This window comes from Mycobacterium sp. 141 (genome assembly GCF_000382405.1).
In the GTDB taxonomy this organism is placed as follows: domain Bacteria; phylum Actinomycetota; class Actinomycetes; order Mycobacteriales; family Mycobacteriaceae; genus Mycobacterium.
The window spans coordinates 83,717-101,514 of record NZ_KB908261.1 but is presented as its reverse complement, the minus strand read 5'-3'; the positions used below and the strand labels follow the sequence as shown (position 1 = coordinate 101,514).

Annotated in this window: 20 protein-coding genes and 1 tRNA gene; 10 read left to right on the top strand and 11 right to left on the bottom strand. The window is 65.1% G+C overall.

Features of this window, described 5'->3' with window-relative positions:
• The first annotated feature begins 105 nt into the window (after window positions 1-105).
• The 3 genes from H276_RS0112205 to H276_RS0112195 all read left to right on the top strand — a co-directional run bounded on the left by H276_RS0112205 (window position 106) and on the right by H276_RS0112195 (window position 1,639).
• The gene (locus H276_RS0112205; RefSeq protein WP_026356907.1) at window positions 106-705 is read left to right on the top strand and encodes a hypothetical protein; all 600 of its coding nucleotides are present in this window, start codon (window positions 106-108) and stop codon (window positions 703-705) included.
• Window positions 702-1,061 carry a hypothetical protein gene (locus H276_RS0112200; RefSeq protein WP_019971595.1) on the top strand — a complete coding sequence of 120 codons (360 nt, stop codon included), beginning with the start codon at window positions 702-704 and terminating at the stop codon, window positions 1,059-1,061. Before H276_RS0112205 ends, H276_RS0112200 begins: the two co-directional genes overlap by 4 nt.
• A gap of 107 nt (window positions 1,062-1,168) precedes the next feature.
• A complete protein-coding gene (locus tag H276_RS0112195; RefSeq protein WP_019971594.1) occupies window positions 1,169-1,639 on the top strand; it encodes a PTS glucose transporter subunit IIA in 471 nt (156 codons plus the stop codon).
• Between the two features lie 95 nt (window positions 1,640-1,734).
• On the opposite strand, the gene dhaM is transcribed toward H276_RS0112195, so the two are convergent.
• The 4 genes from dhaM to H276_RS0112170 all read right to left on the bottom strand — a co-directional run bounded on the left by dhaM (window position 1,735) and on the right by H276_RS0112170 (window position 4,437).
• A complete protein-coding gene (gene dhaM / locus H276_RS0112185) occupies window positions 1,735-2,466 on the bottom strand; it encodes a dihydroxyacetone kinase phosphoryl donor subunit DhaM (RefSeq protein ID WP_019971592.1) in 732 nt (243 codons plus the stop codon).
• On the bottom strand, window positions 2,463-3,098 hold the full coding sequence (dhaL, locus tag H276_RS0112180; RefSeq protein ID WP_019971591.1) for a dihydroxyacetone kinase subunit DhaL: 636 nt from the start codon (window positions 3,096-3,098) through the stop codon (window positions 2,463-2,465). Before dhaL ends, dhaM begins: the two co-directional genes overlap by 4 nt.
• Before the next feature lies 1 nt (window position 3,099).
• The gene (gene dhaK, locus H276_RS0112175; RefSeq protein WP_019971590.1) at window positions 3,100-4,098 is read right to left on the bottom strand and encodes a dihydroxyacetone kinase subunit DhaK; all 999 of its coding nucleotides are present in this window, start codon (window positions 4,096-4,098) and stop codon (window positions 3,100-3,102) included.
• Between the two features lie 141 nt (window positions 4,099-4,239).
• Complete coding sequence (locus H276_RS0112170) at window positions 4,240-4,437, bottom strand: hypothetical protein (RefSeq protein WP_019971589.1); 198 nt, start codon at window positions 4,435-4,437, stop codon at window positions 4,240-4,242.
• 19 nt (window positions 4,438-4,456) lie between these two features.
• Between H276_RS0112170 and H276_RS0112165 the strand changes: the two genes are divergently transcribed.
• Both H276_RS0112165 and H276_RS0112160 read left to right on the top strand, forming a co-directional pair.
• On the top strand, window positions 4,457-4,828 hold the full coding sequence (locus tag H276_RS0112165) for a DUF488 domain-containing protein (RefSeq protein WP_019971588.1): 372 nt from the start codon (window positions 4,457-4,459) through the stop codon (window positions 4,826-4,828).
• Between the two features lie 54 nt (window positions 4,829-4,882).
• Complete coding sequence (locus H276_RS0112160; RefSeq protein ID WP_019971587.1) at window positions 4,883-5,506, top strand: GNAT family N-acetyltransferase; 624 nt, start codon at window positions 4,883-4,885, stop codon at window positions 5,504-5,506.
• 54 nt (window positions 5,507-5,560) lie between these two features.
• Here the strand turns inward: H276_RS0112160 and mbtN are convergent, their stop codons facing one another.
• The 6 genes from mbtN to crcB (H276_RS0112130) are packed head-to-tail and all read right to left on the bottom strand — an operon-like array spanning window position 5,561 to window position 10,466.
• Window positions 5,561-6,736: a mycobactin biosynthesis acyl-ACP dehydrogenase MbtN gene (gene mbtN, locus H276_RS0112155; protein ID WP_019971586.1), complete on the bottom strand. Its 1,176-nt coding sequence runs from the start codon at window positions 6,734-6,736 to the stop codon at window positions 5,561-5,563.
• Window positions 6,733-8,313, bottom strand: coding sequence for a long-chain-fatty acid--ACP ligase MbtM (gene mbtM, locus H276_RS0112150; RefSeq protein ID WP_026356906.1), 1,581 nt, complete (start codon window positions 8,311-8,313; stop codon window positions 6,733-6,735). The genes mbtN and mbtM overlap by 4 nt, the downstream gene beginning before the upstream one ends.
• Entirely contained in the window at window positions 8,310-8,603 is a 294-nt protein-coding gene (locus tag H276_RS0112145; protein ID WP_081625459.1) for an acyl carrier protein, read from the bottom strand. The genes mbtM and H276_RS0112145 overlap by 4 nt, the downstream gene beginning before the upstream one ends.
• 29 nt (window positions 8,604-8,632) lie before the next feature.
• Window positions 8,633-9,727: a DUF190 domain-containing protein gene (locus H276_RS0112140; protein WP_051111426.1), complete on the bottom strand. Its 1,095-nt coding sequence runs from the start codon at window positions 9,725-9,727 to the stop codon at window positions 8,633-8,635.
• On the bottom strand, window positions 9,706-10,074 hold the full coding sequence (crcB, locus tag H276_RS0112135) for a fluoride efflux transporter CrcB (protein ID WP_019971582.1): 369 nt from the start codon (window positions 10,072-10,074) through the stop codon (window positions 9,706-9,708). Before crcB (H276_RS0112135) ends, H276_RS0112140 begins: the two co-directional genes overlap by 22 nt.
• Window positions 10,071-10,466: a fluoride efflux transporter CrcB gene (gene crcB / locus H276_RS0112130; RefSeq protein ID WP_019971581.1), complete on the bottom strand. Its 396-nt coding sequence runs from the start codon at window positions 10,464-10,466 to the stop codon at window positions 10,071-10,073. Before crcB (H276_RS0112130) ends, crcB (H276_RS0112135) begins: the two co-directional genes overlap by 4 nt.
• A gap of 80 nt (window positions 10,467-10,546) precedes the next feature.
• Between crcB (H276_RS0112130) and pgm the strand changes: the two genes are divergently transcribed.
• The 4 genes from pgm (at window position 10,547) to H276_RS0112110 (ending at window position 14,418) form a co-directional block, all read left to right on the top strand.
• Window positions 10,547-12,217 carry a phosphoglucomutase (alpha-D-glucose-1,6-bisphosphate-dependent) gene (pgm, locus tag H276_RS0112125; RefSeq protein ID WP_026356902.1) on the top strand — a complete coding sequence of 557 codons (1,671 nt, stop codon included), beginning with the start codon at window positions 10,547-10,549 and terminating at the stop codon, window positions 12,215-12,217.
• Entirely contained in the window at window positions 12,214-13,527 is a 1,314-nt protein-coding gene (locus tag H276_RS0112120; RefSeq protein ID WP_019971579.1) for an MFS transporter, read from the top strand. Before pgm ends, H276_RS0112120 begins: the two co-directional genes overlap by 4 nt.
• Before the next feature lie 55 nt (window positions 13,528-13,582).
• A tRNA-Ala gene (locus H276_RS0112115) sits at window positions 13,583-13,655 on the top strand.
• A gap of 301 nt (window positions 13,656-13,956) precedes the next feature.
• Window positions 13,957-14,418 carry a DoxX family protein gene (locus H276_RS0112110; protein WP_026356901.1) on the top strand — a complete coding sequence of 154 codons (462 nt, stop codon included), beginning with the start codon at window positions 13,957-13,959 and terminating at the stop codon, window positions 14,416-14,418.
• 622 nt (window positions 14,419-15,040) lie between these two features.
• Here H276_RS0112110 and H276_RS0112105 read toward each other — a convergent pair.
• A complete protein-coding gene (locus tag H276_RS0112105; RefSeq protein ID WP_026356900.1) occupies window positions 15,041-15,754 on the bottom strand; it encodes an LpqN/LpqT family lipoprotein in 714 nt (237 codons plus the stop codon).
• A 299-nt stretch (window positions 15,755-16,053) separates the two neighbouring features.
• Here H276_RS0112105 and H276_RS0112100 point away from each other — a divergent pair, with 299 nt between their 5' ends.
• Window positions 16,054-17,451: a DUF2252 domain-containing protein gene (locus H276_RS0112100; protein ID WP_019971576.1), complete on the top strand. Its 1,398-nt coding sequence runs from the start codon at window positions 16,054-16,056 to the stop codon at window positions 17,449-17,451.
• The last annotated feature ends 347 nt before the right edge of the window (window positions 17,452-17,798 follow it).

Genomic DNA, 17,798 nt, shown 5'->3' with positions numbered 1-17,798 from the left:
CCGTTGCCGAAACCGATGCCGTCGCCGCCGCGCAGGGGACGCGTCCATCGAGAATCGACGTTTGCACAGAGCTCCTTCGGGTAACACCCGTGCAGGAGGTCAGAGATGCCTACATGGAGTTGGATCGTCATCGCGGTAGTCGTCGTGGTCATCGTTGTGCTGGCGTTGATCGCGTTCGCTTCGATCATGCGGAAGAAGCGCAGCGACAGATTGAAGGGCCGGTTCGGTCCGGAGTATGAGCGAGCAATGGACAGCGCAGGCGGCCAACGCGCCGCGGAGAAGGAACTTCTTGCACGTGAACGCAAGCACAACAAGCTGAACATCGATGAGTTGACACCGGAATCGCGGGCGCGATACGTCCAGGCGTGGGGGATAACGCAGGCCGGGTTCGTGGACAATCCTGCGAAATCGGTCAGCGAAGCAGATCGACTGGTGACCGAGGTCCTGCGCGAACGCGGTTACCCGATAGACGATTTCGAGCAGCAAGCGGCCGACATCTCGGTGGATCACCCGAAGGTGGTCGAGCATTATCGGGCGGCACACATCCTTCACCTGGCGCAAGAGCATGGTGAGATCGGCACCGAGGCTCAACGTGAGGCGATCGTGCACTATCGGGTGCTCTTCGAGGAACTGCTCGGCGCTGAGCATGAAACACCGACTGGGCGTGAGTCCGGTACAGATTCGTCGAGGGAGGCGCGAGCATGACCACTCACGACGAGCAGGCGTCGACCGGTCGGCCCGATCCCGCAGAGATGCAGGAGACTCGGGACGCTGAAGTGTCGACCGGTGATGACACCTTGCTGTTTGCCGAACAGCATCGGTCAGGACTGCGTTCGCGCTGGACCGATATTCAGGCGGCATTCATCGATGACCCGAAACAGTGTGTGCAGCAAGCGGACAGACTCGTGGGAGAAGTCGTCGAAGAGCTGAACGCGAGTTTCGCCGACACTCGTTCTCGGCTCGAGGCTCAATGGGCTCGCGGCGAGGATGTTTCGACGGAGGAACTGCGTGTGGCTCTCACGCGCTACCGCGATTTCTTCCAGCGGCTGTTGTCGGTCTGAACCGTCGACAAGATCTCCTTGATGGCGTTGTCCGGAAGCCTTACCGAGATGCGCCGGGCGAGTGGGCGAGCCTCGTAAGCTTGCAGCCGAACAAAGGAGACCGAGACATGAGTACTACGCCAGTACTGGCCGCTGTCAGCGGGCGCGCCGTCGCCCTCTCCGACGTCCCCGATCCGGTTTTCTCGGCCGGACTGGTCGGGTACGGCGCTGCCGTCGACCCGGGCACCCGGGTGGTGGATGCGGTCGCCCCCGCCAGCGGGAAGTTGCTGAAACTGATGCCGCATGCGTACATCGTGTTGACCGCGGACAATGTCGGTGTCCTCGTGCACCTCGGGCTGGACACCGTCGCGCTCAACGGCGAGGGTTTCACCATCCACCTCAGCCAGGGCGATGACGTCACCGCGGGGCAGGTCGTCATCACCTATGACGCCGCTTCGGTGATCGCGAAAGGCCTCAATCCGATTGTGCCGGTTGTGATCATGGACGAGCGTGAAGCCGCAAACATCACGGTGTCCGATGCGGTGCGGACGGGTTCGGATATCGATTCCGGGGCTGTTCTCTTCACTGCGCACAGGTGATCGACGGCCACCTCTACCGCATTTTCGCCGAGATCGGCATCGAGGACCGGGACCAGCTGGCTCGGCTGGTGCGGTTTCGCCCGGCCACCTGAAGGTCAGCTGGTCGGGGTCTCGTCGAACTGACGGTCGGCCAGTGCCAGGATGTCGGCCAGCGACTCAGCGGCGTGGGGACCGGAAATACGCAGCTGCATCTCGTCGCCGCACCGCACGTCGAGAGTCGTGAGACCCGACAGGATGCTGGCGTCGACCCAATCGGAATCGCTGCGCCGGTTGCGGATCCACACTTGTGCATCGCGACGGCGGACTTCCTGGACCAGCCGGGCGGCGGGCCGGATGTGCAGTCCGTGCGGGTTGGTGATGACGAAGCTGCCGGTGATTTCAGCTGCGCCGTCGCTCTCGTCGGTCGTTGCCGACGTCACCGTTCCGAGCTGCGCGATCTTGCCGGCCAACGCGTTGGACGCTTCGGCTGCCACCGTCGCGGTCGATGCCCCGCCGGCTGCGGATACGGCCGCCACGATGAGACCTTCCACCAGTGCGGCAGGGCACAGCACGGTGCGTTGCCTCGCGTCATCATCGAGCAATTCCAGGGCGAATTCGGCGGAAAGGACGGCGCTGCCCAAGTCCATCAGCACCACCACGCCATCGCCGTCGTCGGCCGCCGTGACCGCCTCGGCGATCGCCGCGGCGTCGGTGCCGAACGTGGTGTCGTCCAGCCCTGCGGCGATCTCGAACCGGACCTCATTGTCGTGCACCATTTCTCGGGCCAGTGCGACCGCGGCGCGGGCCAGCTGGCGGCTGTGTGACACGACCACCAAACCCGCCGTCACGCCGGACCGCCGTTCAGCACCGCGGACGCCGCGGCGATCAGCAGAGCTGCCGACGCCGCGCCCGGATCGATATGCCCGACGCTACGTTCCCCGAGGTAACTGGCTCGGCCCTTTCTGGCTATCAGTGATTCCGTTGCATCCCTGCCCTTCTGGGCTGCGGCAGCCGCTGTCGAGAGACCTTCGGGCAGCGAGGCGTGGGTTGACAACGCGGAGTCCAGCGCGTCGACGGCAGGGGCAAGGGCATCGTACATGGTCTTGTCGCCCGCCTCGGCGCGGCCGCGCTGGACCACGCCGTCGACCCCGGCCCGCAGTGCGGACGCGAAATTCGCGGCACTGACCTCGCTGTCGGTCCCCAGCGCGGGCGCCATCCGCAGGAAGAACGTGCCGTACAGGGGACCGCTGGCGCCGCCCACGGATTTCACCAGGGTCATGCCGACCAGCTTGCACAGGGCCGCCGGGTCGGCCGGTGGAGTGTCGTCGAGCGCTGCGACGACAGCCGTCATCCCGCGCTCCATGTTGATACCGTGGTCGGCATCGCCGATCGCCGCATCGAGATCGCTGAGGTACTGCGCATTTTCACCGATCACGCGGGCGAATTCGCGCAGCCATGCGGTGAGCTGGGCCAGGTCCATGTCAGCGTCCCCACCGTAGCGCCGCGGTGCTCACCGGGTGATCCCACAGCCGCAGCAGTTCGTCGTCGGCGCGCAGCAGGGTGACCGAGCAGCCCGCCATGTCCAGGCTGGTGATGTAGGGGCCGACCAGGGAACGGGCGACCTGCACGCCGGCCTTGTCCAGGATGGCCGCGAATTGTGCGTACATGACATACAGCTCGATCAATGGGGTTGCGCCCATGCCGTTGACGAACAGGATCACCCCGTCGCCACCGGTGAAGTCGAAGTCGGTGAGGATCGGCTCGGCCATGAGTTCTGCCACGGCGCGAGCCGGTTGCATGGGGACGCGTTGGCGTCCGGGTTCACCGTGAATTCCGATGCCCAGCTCGATCTCGGTGTCGGGCAGGTCAAAGGTGGGATGTCCCACCGCAGGTACCGTGCACGAGGCCAGTGCCACCCCCATGCTCCGGGCGGAGGCGTTGACGTGCCGCGCCACGGCGGCCACGTCGTTCAGTGGGCGACCCTGGTCTGCGGCCGCGCCGGCGAGTTTCTCCACCAGAACGGTCGCGCCGACCCCGCGGCGTCCGGCGGTGAACGTGCTGTCGCGCACCGCGACGTCGTCATCGACGATCACCGACTCGACCGTAATACCCTCCGCGGCGGCCAGTTCGGCGGCCATCTCGAAGTTCATCACGTCACCGGTGTAGTTCTTCACGATGTGTAGGACACCTGCCCCGCCGTCGACGTGCTGGGTTGCGGCCAGCATCTGGTCCGGCACCGGCGAGGTGAAAACTTCACCCGCACAAGCAGCGTCGAGCATGCCCGGCCCGACGAACCCGCCGTGCAACGGTTCGTGCCCCGACCCGCCGCCGGAGACCAGACCGACCTTGCCGGCGACCGGGGCGTCCCCGCGGTAGATGATTCGATTGCTGTGGTCGATACGAAGTTCGGGATGGGCGGCGGCCATGCCCTGCAGGGCCTCGGTGATCACGTCGGCGGGATCGTTGATGAGCTTCTTCATCGCTGGCTCCTCGGGGTGGGCCGTCGGTGGCATTGCACGCCACGACGTTACCGTGCACGTGAGGAGCAATTAGGGATTCCGCGGACGTGAGGAGCAATTAGAAGTCTGCGGACGTGAGGAGCAATTAGGGATTCCGCGCCGCTATTCATCCTCGCTACTGACCCGCTGGCCGAGAAAGGCCAGCAACGCGGGATCATCTGAGGTGAACCTGTCGACCTCTTCACCGCCGTCGCAGCGGAGCAGCGCAACGGTCACGGTGTCACCCGTTCGCGCGATCACCTGCCAGTGCGCACCGGATTCCTGCCAACGCTGTAGATCGGCGACGCGGTTGACCTCCATCGGCCTAGCATTTCACTTGATGGCTGAACTCAAGGCTAACGAGCCGCAGGTGCGGCTGGCGCGGGTGTACGAGCAGCCCGATTCTGCCGACGGGCAGCGGGTCCTTGTGGACCGGTTGTGGCCGAGGGGAATCCGTAAGACCGATCCCAGGGTCGGGCGGTGGTTGCCCGCTGTTGCGCCGTCCGCCGAGCTGCGGCACTGGTACGACCACCGGGCCGAGCGGTTCGACGAGTTCGCCGCACGCTACACCGCGGAGTTGGAGACCTCCCCGGCTGCCGAGGCGCTGGATGAGCTCCGGGCGATGGTGCGCGATGGCCCGGTCACGTTGGTGACGGCGACGCGGGAGCTGGAACTGAGCCAAGCCGTGGTGTTGGCGAAGCTGCTGCCGTGACCGTCAGAACGTAGGTAAACCTACCCTCACTTGCTGAGGTAGGCTGGCCGATCAATGACCGAGATCGACGATGCGCCCGTACTCAAGCGCGAACTGACCGACATATCCGACGTCGTCCGGGCCGTGCCGGCGCCGCCCACTCCGATCGTGGCCGAACCCTATGCGATTCGGCTGGCCGACCCGCAGATCGACGCCGAGATGGTGTCTGAGTGGATGAACCGTCCTCATCTGGTCGAGGCATGGGAATACGAGTGGACGCCGGCACGCTGGCGGCGCTATCTGCAGGCGCAGCTCGACGGCCAATACTCCCGACCGTTCATCGGTAGCTTCAAGGGTGAAGCGGTCGGCTATATCGAGCTGTACCGGGCCGCGAAGGATTCGATCGCACCCCGCTACGCCGCCGAGCCCGACGACATCGGCATCCACGCCGCGATCGCCGACCTCAGGTATGTCAATCGCGGCATCGCGGCGTTCATGCTGCCGCGCGTCGTGGCCAGCGTGTTCGAGCTCGAACCGGGATGCAGGCGCATCATGTTCGACCCGGACCATCGCAATACCGGTGCGCGCCGGCTCTGTGAGTGGGCGGGATGCGCCTTTCTCGGTGAGCACGACATGTCCAACCGGCGTATGGCGCTCTACGCGCTGCCCCGCACACCGCAGGATGTACCCCGTTCGTAGCCCACAGTTGACCGCTCACGGTGTGAACGGCCCACTTTCGGGTTCGGGTCTGCCTCAGTCCTGGCCGAATTCGGCGTAGCCGTCGTAGTCGGGCTTCATGGCTGCGGCCACCAACTCCCAGAGCACCTCGTCAGTGCCACCGCCGACGCGGGCCAGCTTCATGTCCCGCCACCATTTGCCCAATGGCGTCTCGTCGACCAGATAGCCCGAGCCACCGAAGATGTGCATGCACTCCGAGAGCACCTCTTCCCCCAGACGGGCAGCGGTCACCTTGATCGCGGCAGCGGCACGCAGATCCAGCTTGCCCTGAGCTGCGATACCCGCGAGGCTGTAACGCAGCATGTCCACGCGGGCCTGCAGATCAGCGATTCGCATCCGCAACGCCTGATGTTCGTAGAGGGTGTGACCGAACTGGCGGCGTTTCATCATGCGCGCCAACGTGATTCCGATGACGCGCTGTGCTCCGGAGGCCACCTGCCCGGCGATGGACATCCGTTCGTGGGCCAGGCCCCACGAGATCGCCGCCAAGCCGGTCCCTGCGCGCGCCACAAGTGCGTCCGCGGGTACCCAGGTGTCGATGTGTACGGCCGCGGTGTCCAGGGGGCCCGCGCCGACCTTGCGGTAGGGCGTCTGTACCTCGACCTGGCTGGTCGGGACGGCGATGACGACGACGTTGCCGTGTCGGCTGGTCGGGTCATGGTCGACGCTGCGGGCCACCACCATGATGTGGTCGGCGATCGGGGACAGCGACACGAATTTCTTGATGCCCTTGACCTCGAACCCGTCGCGGGCCGTGCGGACTTCGGTTTCCACGATCTGTAGGTCCGAGCCGCCGGATTCCTCGGACGCGCCGATGCACAGCACTGCTTCGCCGCGGACCGCCTGTTCGCAGATGGCGCGCAGATAGTCCGACTTGCCGAACCGGCGCAGGAGGGCAATCGCCGAATCATGCAGGCTCACACCCACTCCGATGCCCGCTGACCCCGTTCGGCCCAAGGCAAACGCCAGTTCGAAAAGCTTGGCCATGTCTGGCTGCTGTCCGTCGCCCCACTTCTCGGTGAACACTCCCGAACGCCCGAGGTGCTCGATGAGCTGACGTGGGAAGCGTTCAGTCTCTTCAGCTTCAGCCGTCCAAGCCTTCACCCGCTCATCGAATACGCCGGCGACCAGCTTGCGGTATTCGTCGACGGTTGTGGTTGCTGCCGTGGTCTCCGCTTCAGTTACTGTCATGCCTTCACTGTCTCCAGGTTGTGTTTGACTTCCAGGCGGCGCAGTTTGCCTGAGGAGGTTCTGGGCAGCGAGCCCGGTGCCAGGAACACCACATCGGCGGGCACCACACCGCATTCGGATGCCACGCGCTGGACCACTTCACTACGGGCGGCAGATTCGTCGCCGCCCCGGAACTCTGCGGCGATGACCAATCCGGGACGCGCGGCGCGCTCATCGGTGCTGACGGCCACTACGGCGCCCTCGCGAACTCCGTTGACCCGTGCGGCAACCTGCTCGATCTCGGTGGGGAAGATGTTGCGTCCGGCTACGGTGATCAGTTCCTTGGCGCGGCCGCACACGACCAGCCCACCGTCGACCAGATAGCCTAAATCGCCAGTGGGGAACCAGGTTTCGCTGTCGTGTGGCTCCTGACCCAGGTATCCCGACATCATCGACGCGCCGCGGATCTCGATCTCGCCGACCTCGCGATCCAAGATTCCGGCGTTGTGCTCACTGGGCCGCAACCGTACCTGCATGCCGGGGATCGGCTCGCCGAGCACCGCTTGGCGGCGGATGCCGGCACCCGCGTCGGTCTCGACCGTGATCTCATCGACCATGATGCCGGTACCGGGCGTCGGAACCGTTACCGCACAGGATGATTCGGCCAGGCCGTAGGACGGGCAGAGGGCGCCGGGGTCGAAGCCGAAGCGGATCATCTCGGCGCCGAACCGCTGGGTGCCGTCACAGTCGACTGGTTCGCCGCCGTTGAGGGCGAATCGCAGGGTCGACAGGTCGAGGTCCTGCAGCCGGCTCGCGTATTTGCCGATGAGGCCGTAGGCCAGGTTCGGTGCTGCGGTCAAGGTCGCTCGGCTGTCGGAGAGCCAGTTCAGCCAGCTGAACGGGGACGCTGCGAAGGCGGTGGTCGGCGCCTGCCACGCCTCGATTCCGCCGACGGCTGTGGCCAACAGGAACGTCAGCCCCATGTCGTGGTAGAGCGGCAGCCAGGAGCAACCAATATCGTTGTCGGACAGGCTGATTCGCTCGCTGAGGCCGCGTAGGTTGGCCAGTATGGCGGCCGAGGAGATCTGCGCGGTGCGCGGTGCGCCGGTCGACCCGGCGGTGCCCTGCAGCACCGCGATATCGGTGGGCTGCGTCGAGATGCGCCAGGTGGTCGAACGCCGCGCGTGAGCGACCGCCACATCGTCGTACATATTGAGCCCAGCCGGGACCGCCCGCAGTTGTTCCAGGTCGCTGCCGTGGCTGAACACGGTGTCCACGCCGATACCGATGAACCGCCTCACCGTGGACTGCGCCCACTGCTGGGAGTCCGCGCCACGTACCGGGCCGGGCAGGATCGAGACGGCCGCGCCGACCATGACTGCTCCCACAACCGCGGCGACGAACTCGACGGTCGGCTCGCCGACCAATCCGATCGCGCGGGAGCCGTCTTCGCCGATGCGTTCGGCAACGTTCTCGGCACGGTCGTGGACCTGACTCCACGGATGACGCGCCCAGGTACGGGTTTCGGGGTCGAAGACGACAAGATCGGCGCTCGTCGTGGTCATTGACCTCGACAGCGCCGCAGCGAGTGTGCTCACTGGTTGCTCTGAGCTGCAGGCACCTTGGCCAGGATCGCGGCTTCCAGGTCGCCGACGGTGTCGCAGCCCAGCAGGTCCTCTTCGGACAGGGCCACCCCGAGCTTGTCCTCGATTGCGACCATTCCGACCGCGAATGCCACCGAGTCCAGACCGGCGTCATCGATGAGCCGGGATTCCCGGGTCACCCGTCGGATATCGACGTTCATGTCGTCGCGCAGGATTTCGGTGAGGGCAGCACTCACGGCATCAGGCGTAGTCGGTTGCATGGGGTGCGACGGTACACCGGCCAGTAAGGGGAGGCTAGGCTTACCTCCTGTGGCTAGTAGTAGTGTCGAGCCAAGTCTGTGCTGCCGTAGCGCACCCCGTCGTCGACCACCACCGCGGCTGGCACCATCTCGGCGCTGATCAGCCCGTGGCCGTCGGTGAGCTCGTCCACCGTGTCGAAGGCCGCGGCGATCCGGTCCGAGGTATCGACCACGATCGTCGTCACGGGCACCTGGCGGCCGATCTGGAAGAGCTTGTCTCCATGAGGTTCCCGGCTGCCGCTGTATCCCCATACGCCGCGTAGCACGGTCGCTCCGCGGCTGACGCCCGACTGCAGGAGTCGACGCACGATGGCCCGGTGAATCGGTACGCCATCGTGCAGCGTGGCCTCGGAGGTGTGGATCATCAGTTTCTGCCATAGCGGCCGGCCATCGGTGTCGGTGGCGGGCAGGGTAAGCGGGCGGGTGAGCAGCTCACCGCCGCTCTTACACAGTTGTGCCCGCTCGACGGTCAGCAGTGGCTCATCGAGGAGATCGTCGAGCTCACCCAGTGCCGCCGCGACCTGCTCCCGGGTGCCGATCGCCATGATCATGATCGGGACGTCGGAGTTGTTGCTGAAGAAACGGCCCCGGCGACGCTGCCCGTGTGCAGTCCCGTCGACCCCGAGAAGCACTGTGGCTCCGGCGAAGCCGTGCTGGTGGAGGGCGGCGCAGACCGCACGGTAGGCCGGCGCGCCGCTCACGCGGTGATGCCGCCCCACATAGACCGTCAGCTTGGCCGTTTCGGGGATAGTCGGTGCCGGGCTGCCACGCCTGACCAGTTGCGCACGTTCCAGCGTGATGAGACCGCGGGTGGTCAATGTCACGGTCTGTTCGGCCAGGGCCGCCATCTTGTCGGCGACGTCCACCGCCGCGACGACCACCGGAGGGTCTTCCGACATGCTCAACGTCTCGTCGCTGCGCAAGTGATGGTGCGGACCGAAACTGGCGATCCCGCGCATCATCACGCTGGTGGCGACATCGTTGCTGCCGTAGAGGTCGAACAGGGCATCAGCAGCGAACCGGTGGCCGTGGCGCATCCGTTCGGCGAAATAGGCGGTGAGCTTGAGGTAGTCCGCAGCGTGCTCGCTCACAGCTGGGCCCCGATCCATATCCCCAATCCCGCCATCGTCAGGCCCAGAACCACGCTGACCACGATATTGGCCGCTGCCGGCCAGAGGCGGCGTTCTTCACCCAACCGCTGCGTTTCCAACATCCACGTCGAGAACGTGGTGTACGACCCGACGAAGGCCGTGCCGGCCAGCAGCGCGAGATGCGGGCTCAATGCCAGCCCGCCGAAAAATCCCAGTAGCAGCGCGCCACTGAGGTTCACCACCAGCGTGCCGAACGGGAACCCGCGGCTGTGACGCGCCGAGACCGCCCGATCGACCAGAAACCGCGACACCGCACCGGCCCCGCCGAGCAGCACCACTCCTGTCCATATCGCCAGGGTCGTCACACGCGCGCCCGTCGAACCAGTGCCGTGGCCAGCGCCACCGCGAGCAACCCGAGTACCAGGCTGGCCGCGGTGTAGCCCGCGGCGAGGCTCCACTGCCCGGCTTCGAGCATCCGGACGGTTTCCACCTGCATGGTCGAGAACGTGGTCAAACCGCCGCACACGCCGGTGCCCAGCAACGGGCGGCGATAACTCGACACCGGTAGACGTTCCAGCAGTCGCGTGGTGAAGTACCCGAGCAGGAACGCCCCGACGATGTTGACGACGAAGGTGGGCCACGGCCAGTGGCCGGGCGCGGGGGCAGCCACGTCGGCCAAGACAGCCCGGGCCACCGTGCCCAGCGCGCCGCCGACAAACACTGCGCCCAGCTCACGAGGGTCGATCTGGCCGCGCATGCCAAACATGAAGTAAAAGTATGGCGGCAACTCGGCGACCGGCAGACACCGACGTGCTTCTGGTAGCAGAATCGTCAACCATGGCTGCCAACCCCCGTGCCGGACAACCGGCGCAACCCGAGGATCTCATCGATGTCGCGCAGGTGGTGACGGCGTATTACACGCTGCACCCCGACCCACAAGATGTGGCGCAACAGGTGGCGTTCGGTACGTCCGGGCATCGGGGCTCGAGTCTGGACACGGCGTTCAACGAGGATCACATCCTGGCCACCACCCAGGCCATCGTCGAATACCGCGCTGCCCAAGGCACCACCGGGCCGTTGTTCATCGGGCGTGACACGCATGCCCTCTCCGAGCCGGCGTGGGCTTCGGCGTTGGAGGTGCTGGCCGCCAACGATGTTGTGGTGATGATCGATTCGGCTGATCGGTTTACCCCGACCCCGGCGGTCAGCCATGCCATCCTGACCTTCAACCGGGGCCGTGCGGGTACTTCATCCTCCTCGCGTGCGGGTGACCTGGCCGACGGCATCGTCGTCACCCCGTCACACAACCCACCTCGGGACGGCGGGTTCAAGTACAACCCACCCAACGGCGGGCCGGCCGACACCGATGCGACGAGTGTGATTGCCAAGCGCGCCAACGACATCCTGCGAGAAGGCCTAGCGTCGGTGAAGCGAATCCCGCTGACCCGGGCCTTGCAGAGCGCTCAGCGCCACGACTACATGGATGCCTACGTCGCGGACCTGCCCAACGTCGTGGACCTGCACGCGATCCGTGCCGAGGGGATCCGCATCGGCGCCGATCCTCTGGGCGGGGCGAGTGTCGACTACTGGGGTGCGATCGCCGAGCGGCACAATCTGGATCTGACCGTGGTCAATCCGCTGGTGGATGCCACCTGGCGGTTCATGACGCTGGACACCGACGGCAAGATCCGTATGGACTGCAGCTCGCCCAACGCGATGGCCGGGCTGCTTCGGACAATGAGCTCCAACCCCGGCCTCTACCAGATCGCCACCGGTAATGACGCCGACGCCGACCGGCACGGCGTCGTCACTCCCGACGGCGGCCTGCTCAACCCGAATCACTACCTCGCGGTGGCCATCGACTATCTCTACACCCACCGGCCGAACTGGCCGGGCTCCACCGCTGTCGGCAAGACCGCGGTGAGCAGCTCGATCATCGATCGGGTGGTCGCAGGGCTGGAACGCAAACTCGTGGAGGTTCCGGTCGGGTTCAAGTGGTTCGTCGACGGTCTGATCAGCGGCAGCATCGGGTTCGGTGGTGAGGAAAGTGCCGGTGCGTCGTTCCTGCGAACCGACGGATCGACGTGGACGACGGACAAGGACGGCATCGTCATGGCTTTGCTGGCCTCGGAGATCCTGGCGGTCACGGGGAAAACGCCGTCACAGCGCTACGCCGAGTTGGCGCAGCGGTACGGGGCGCCGACGTATGCGCGTATCGACGCGCCCGCCGACCGGGAGCAGAAGGCGCGGCTGGCCAAGCTCTCACCTGATCAGGTCACTGCGACGGAGCTGGCCGGTGAGGCGATCACCGCCAAGCTGACCGCAGCCCCGGGCAATGGAGCGCCGCTGGGCGGGTTGAAGGTGACGACGGAGAACGCCTGGTTTGCCGCCCGCCCATCGGGCACCGAGGACGTGTACAAGATCTACGCCGAGTCGTTCAAGGGGCCCGAGCATCTTGCGGAGGTGCAGCAGGCCGCCAAGGAGTTGGTTAATACAGTCATTGGGTGAGTTCTATCGCGGAGGGTGACTGCGGACGCGAGGAGCAAAAGAAGCACTGCGGACGCGAGGAGCAGACTGCATCGAGTCAGACCGAACCCAAGCTCCCGGGTGAAGTCTGGGTCCTGATCGCCGCCAATGCGGTGATCGCGCTCGGTTACGGCGTGGTGGCACCGGTGCTCCCGGCCTACGCCCGCCACTTCGGGGTCAGCATCAGCGCCGCGACATTCGTCGTCACCGCGTTCGCGCTGATGCGGCTGGCCTTCGCGCCGGCCAGTGGGCTGCTGATCCAGCGGCTGGGGGAGCGACGGATCTACGTCGCCGGACTGCTCATCGTGGCCTTGTCGACAGGTGCGTGCGCGTTCGCGCAGACCTACTGGCAGCTGCTGTTGTTCCGATCGCTCGGCGGAATCGGCTCGACGATGTTCTTCGTCTCGGCGCTGGGACTGATGATCCGGATCAGCCCGGAGGATGCCCGGGGCCGGGTTGCCGGCATGTTCTCCTCGGCGTTCCTCGTCGGCTCGGTCGGCGGGCCGGTGCTGGGCAGCGTCACTGCCGGGCTTGGGCTCAGCGCACCGTTCGTCATCTATGGTGGCGCATTGCTCGTCGCGGCGGCGGTGGTGTTCATCAGCCTGCGGCACTCGTCGCTGGCCGCGCCGGCACCTGAGGACGGACCCAAGGTGGGTGTGCGGACTGCACTGCGTAATCGCGCATATCGCGCAGCGCTGCTGTCAAACTTCGCCACCGGGTGGTCGGCGTTGGGCTTGCGGGTTGCCCTCGTGCCGCTGTTCATCACCGAGGTGTTCCACCGGGGAGCCGGAGTTGCCGGCTTGGCGCTGGCCACCTTCGCGATCGGCAACGTCTCGGCTGTCATCCCCAGCGGATACCTGTCCGACCGGGTCGGCCGGCGGGTGCTGCTCATCATCGGGTTGACCGCGGCGGGCATTTCCACCGTGATAGTCGGATTCACCGACGGGTTGACTCTGTTTCTCGTCAGCGCATTCATCGCAGGGTTCTCCACCGGGATTTTCACGGCTCCGCAGCAGGCAGCGGTGGCCGACATCATCGGCAGTAAGGCGCGCGGTGGCACCGCGGTGGCGACCTTCCAGATGATGTCCGACGTCGGCTCGATCGGCGGGTCTCTGGTGGTGGGCCTCATCGCTCAGCACTGGTCGTTCTCGGGGGCGTTTGCCATCAGCGGCACCATCCTGCTGCTGGCGGCTCTCGGCTGGACCTTCGCCCCGGAGACCCGCCACATCCCAGCTACCGAGCACACTCTGGCCCGCACACTGGGGCCAGAGGCCGGTGGTGAGGCGCCTTGACCAGCGATTTTGAATGGCGGGTAGCCGTGGTGTAACTTCGTGGAGCACGATAAACGGGGCTATGGCGCAGTTGGTAGCGCACCACACTGGCAGTGTGGGGGTCAGGGGTTCGAATCCCCTTAGCTCCACTTAGTTTTCGCAGTTCAGGCAGCATATCCGCTGTTGCGTGACGATCTGCGTAACGGATCGCGTAACATTTTGAGTTGTGGCTACTCTGCGGCCATCAACTCGAACCGGTCTACTTCGGTCCGTTGGCGGCAAAGTACGCGGAGGCTTTTTCAGAAACGCGTTGTCTTTCTCCTGCTCGGCGACCCGCTTACGCAACCGCGCCAACTCGGTGGGCTCGGCCGGAGTCAGTGGCCGGTGAGCTCAGGCGTTACGCGGAAAGCTAGCCAACCGCTGAGTCGTGAATCATGTGATTATCACGCAGTGACGACAACAGTCGATAGATTGGCGCAGTGGGCAATTGCCGCCTACCGTATCGCAATTGGGTTATTGTTCTTCTTCCACGGCGTATCCACGCTATTCGCCTGGCCGGTCGAACCCCACGGTGGTTCCACGCCAGGCTTCATGGCGTCGCCGTCATGGTGGGCCGCGATGATCCAGTTGGTCGGTGGCGGGCTGATCATGGCGGGCCTTTTTACGCGTTCCGCTGCGTTCCTCAGCTCGGGAAGCATGGCAGTGGCCTACTTCTGGAGGCATCAGGGGGACGGGCTGTGGCCTATCGAGAACGATGGCGAATTGTCGGCCCTGTTCTGCTGGGCGCTGTTCATCCTGGTATTCATCGGCCCTGGGAAACTGGCCGTTGAATCGTTGATCCGGCGATGGCTAGCGCGGGGGGCGGATGCTGCTGTGCGAGAAAGTGTCGTACCTGAAGCCGCTCGGTCCTGATATCAGAACAGAACCCAGTGGTCGCCCGACACCCAGTGATGCGCCCAAGCTGGCGTAGGGTGGTCGCCGAGCTGATCGTGCCTCGACGTCACCGCGGCCACAGGCCGACAGTCACGATCCGCACCATCGTCGAAGACATCCGTAGGGCAAGACGACGCAGACCTCGGTGTTCTGGATCGTGAGGTGGAGCGATGTCGGTGATGTCTGCAGTGTGCACCGGTTCTCTGCTGTCAGGGCATGGCCGACGGTCCGGACGCTGTGCACCTACTGGCTTGGCCAGCTGCGCGGTGCCGGGCCGGCCGGCGGCTGGGTCCGCAGATTGGCACCGGGGGTTACTCCGTTTTGTGCTGCGCCCAAACACTGGCCCAGTCGTCCCGGGCTGCAGTGTGTCGTACCGCCGGGACCCTTCGGAGTGCCCCGGTTGTTCAGGTCTTGGTTACTCCAGCAGATGCCGGTGCGGGGATCTGTCAGCCCGTTACAGGGAGCGGCGTGGGCGGGAGGAGCCGTCAGAGGTGCCGACATGATGGTTCCGCTGATGATCGCCGCCACGAACATGGAGGTGCGAAATATGGTCATTATTGCTTACTCTCCAAAGTTTCCGGGCCGGCTGTGGTGGGAGCGGTCATGGGGCGGTGATTTTGGTATTCGTGTTGATGTAATCCACGGCATCGAGCACGACCTGCCGCTCGTCCGCCGGCGCGGTCGCCTGTAGCTGCAAGACGAAGAAGTCCTTGTCTTTTCCGGGCACTACCACGGTCTTCTCACCTACAACCATATTTTTTCCGTCATTGGTGTAGGTGCCCTTATAGGTGACGGAATCGAAGCCCGAGAACGGGGCTACCACCGGATCACCGACTGGCTGGAATCCGGGCAGGTTCTGCAGCATGCCCGGTGCGTATTGGAGAATCTCGGCGGCGTCGACGTCGCCGACCAGCTTGCTGGCGATCGCGAGCATGGTCGGCGGGACGGCCGGGTCCTGGGGGTTGTCGTAGATGATGCCGCCGTACGCCCAATCGGGAGTGTCCTCTTTCGCGAGTTGGCTCCAGCCGGGGGGGAAGGACAGGTCGACGTCCGGCGTTCCGGGTTCGTTGTCCTTGTAGGGCACCTCCGCGATGTTGTGCTCGACGATGTAATCGTGCAATGTCTCCTTAGTGCCGTCGGGCCGGTTGGGAGGAGGCGGCAGCGCCGAAGTGGTCGCTGGTGCCGCCGCTGAGGTTGTTGTCGTGGACTCTGACGTTGTTGCTTCGGTCTTCGTGCCGCTGCCGCAGCCAACGATGGCAAAGCTCAGTGCGGTGGCGCACAAGCCCGCTGTCGCTGTCACCAACGTGTTCCTCATGGAATTGGTTCTCCTCGCCGTTCGGCAGTGTGCTGGATGCGTAACCAGAGCATCTCACGAAGGCGCTTGAGCGGTGTGCAAAATTGACCGTGCCGTCACGATCGTGTCGAGCAGACCCTACGCGCGTCACCCGTCCAGGCACTCGTCGCAAACGACCCGGCGCGTGTGGTTGACGGCCCCATCATCCCACGCTGACACGTCGGCGCCTATACGTCGGGTAGACGGAATGCCATATACCGCATGCGCTTTCCGGTCCAAAGGTGGGTTTGGGCGATGAGGGATGGGTTTACGCTGGCCCCATGTCCGGCGCACCGCTACGGGATCGTGTCATCGAGGTCGAAAACGTTGAGGATGACGTCGTACGAGGTCGCGCTCTGCGGAAGACCGCCCCCAGGAGTGCGCTCGCCGAGTTGGTTCCGAGCCACCGTAGCGCGACTGAGATCCTCGTAGAACAGAACCGAGACCGACTGCCCGATTTGGTCCCGCTGCGTTTCGCGCGGATGCTGACCGATCCCTTCTCGTTCTATCGCGGGTCAGCGGCGGTGATGGCCGCCGACTTGGCGACCAGCCCCTCCAGCGGTGTGGAGGTGATGTGCTGCGGCGACGCGCATCTATCAAACTTCGGAATCTACGCGGCTCCACACCGGGAGCTGGTGTTCGATCTGAACGACTTCGACGAAGCGGCAGTCGCACCCGCGGAATGGGATCTCAAACGTCTGATCACCAGCGTCATAGTGGGTGGGCGGCACGCCGGTTACCCCGAGAAGAAGATCCGCCGCTTCGCCGGCGAAGCGGTAGTTGCCTACCGCGATGGCCTGCAAACCATCCTCGATATGAATGTGCTGGAACGCTACTACTTGCGGGCGGAACCGGAGCGGTACCTGAAACAGGCCACTAAGAGCCTCGCCGCGCTCATCGCCCGCAGCGCCGAGAGGGCGCGCAAGCGGACTTCGGCGCGCGTGTTCGGCCGCATCATGGTGCCTGGACCGGACGGCACGCCGCGTCTTCGAGAGGATCCTCCCGTCCTTCAGCACCTCGATGTCGATCACGAGGCCGGCGTAGTGGAGTCATTTCGGGAGTACCTCACGAGCGTGCCCGGCGATGTGGCACTTCTGCTGTCCCATTTCCAGGTCTCCGATGTCGCGCAGCGCGTCGTCGGGGTCGGCAGTGTCGGGACTCGCTGCTACCTGGTGATCCTGGCCGGACCCGACGGTACGCCGTTGATCTTGCAGGTCAAAGAGGCCAAAACCTCTGTTCTCGAAGAATACGGAGGTGTTCGGCAGCCGAGCAGCGTGGCTCGCGCGATAGCGGCGTCCGGCCAGGGAGCCAGGGTCGTCGACGGGCAACGGGTGCTGCAGGCGATGTCGGACATATTCCTCGGCGCCGCGCGCCACGGTGGACGCGACTTCTACGTCCGTCAGTTCCAGGACATGAAGGGCACGATCGAAACCGAGGGTATGTCGCCGACCGCATTCGGTCAGTACGCGGCGGCGTGCGCCATGGTGCTTGCCCGCGGGCACGCGCAGAGCGCAAACGGGTCGATACTGCGAGGCTACGTCGGCAGCGGTGACAAGGTCGACGCCGCGGTACTGGAGTGGTCATACCGGTATGCAGAGAAGGCGCTCGAGGATTTCCATCGACTGCAGTCCGCAGCTAGGGCCGGGGAGATCGAGGTCGCTGACGACCCGGCGAGGTAAACCCCAGATTTTCTGCTGAGCTCGATGGGGGAATCCGCAACGGAGACAAAGGGAATGAGCACCGGCAACAACCGCGGGCGGTTTGAGCATCGATGACATGTGGTCGATGACGCTGCCTGAGTTGTGCGAAAACCATTGTGCAGCAACAATATTTCTCCGGGACGAGCGATTGATCCGACGGGTTGCGCGTAGCAGCCGGGTCTGGGGAGGCCGTAGAATGGTCCGGCCGGGCGGTGCGGTCACGTCGGAGATACCCGCATCGTAGGTACAGAGCCACGAGTGCCCGCGCCCGCCTGCTTTTCACTCTGTAGCGCACAGGGGGACTTGCGGCAAGGGCGGGGGTATGC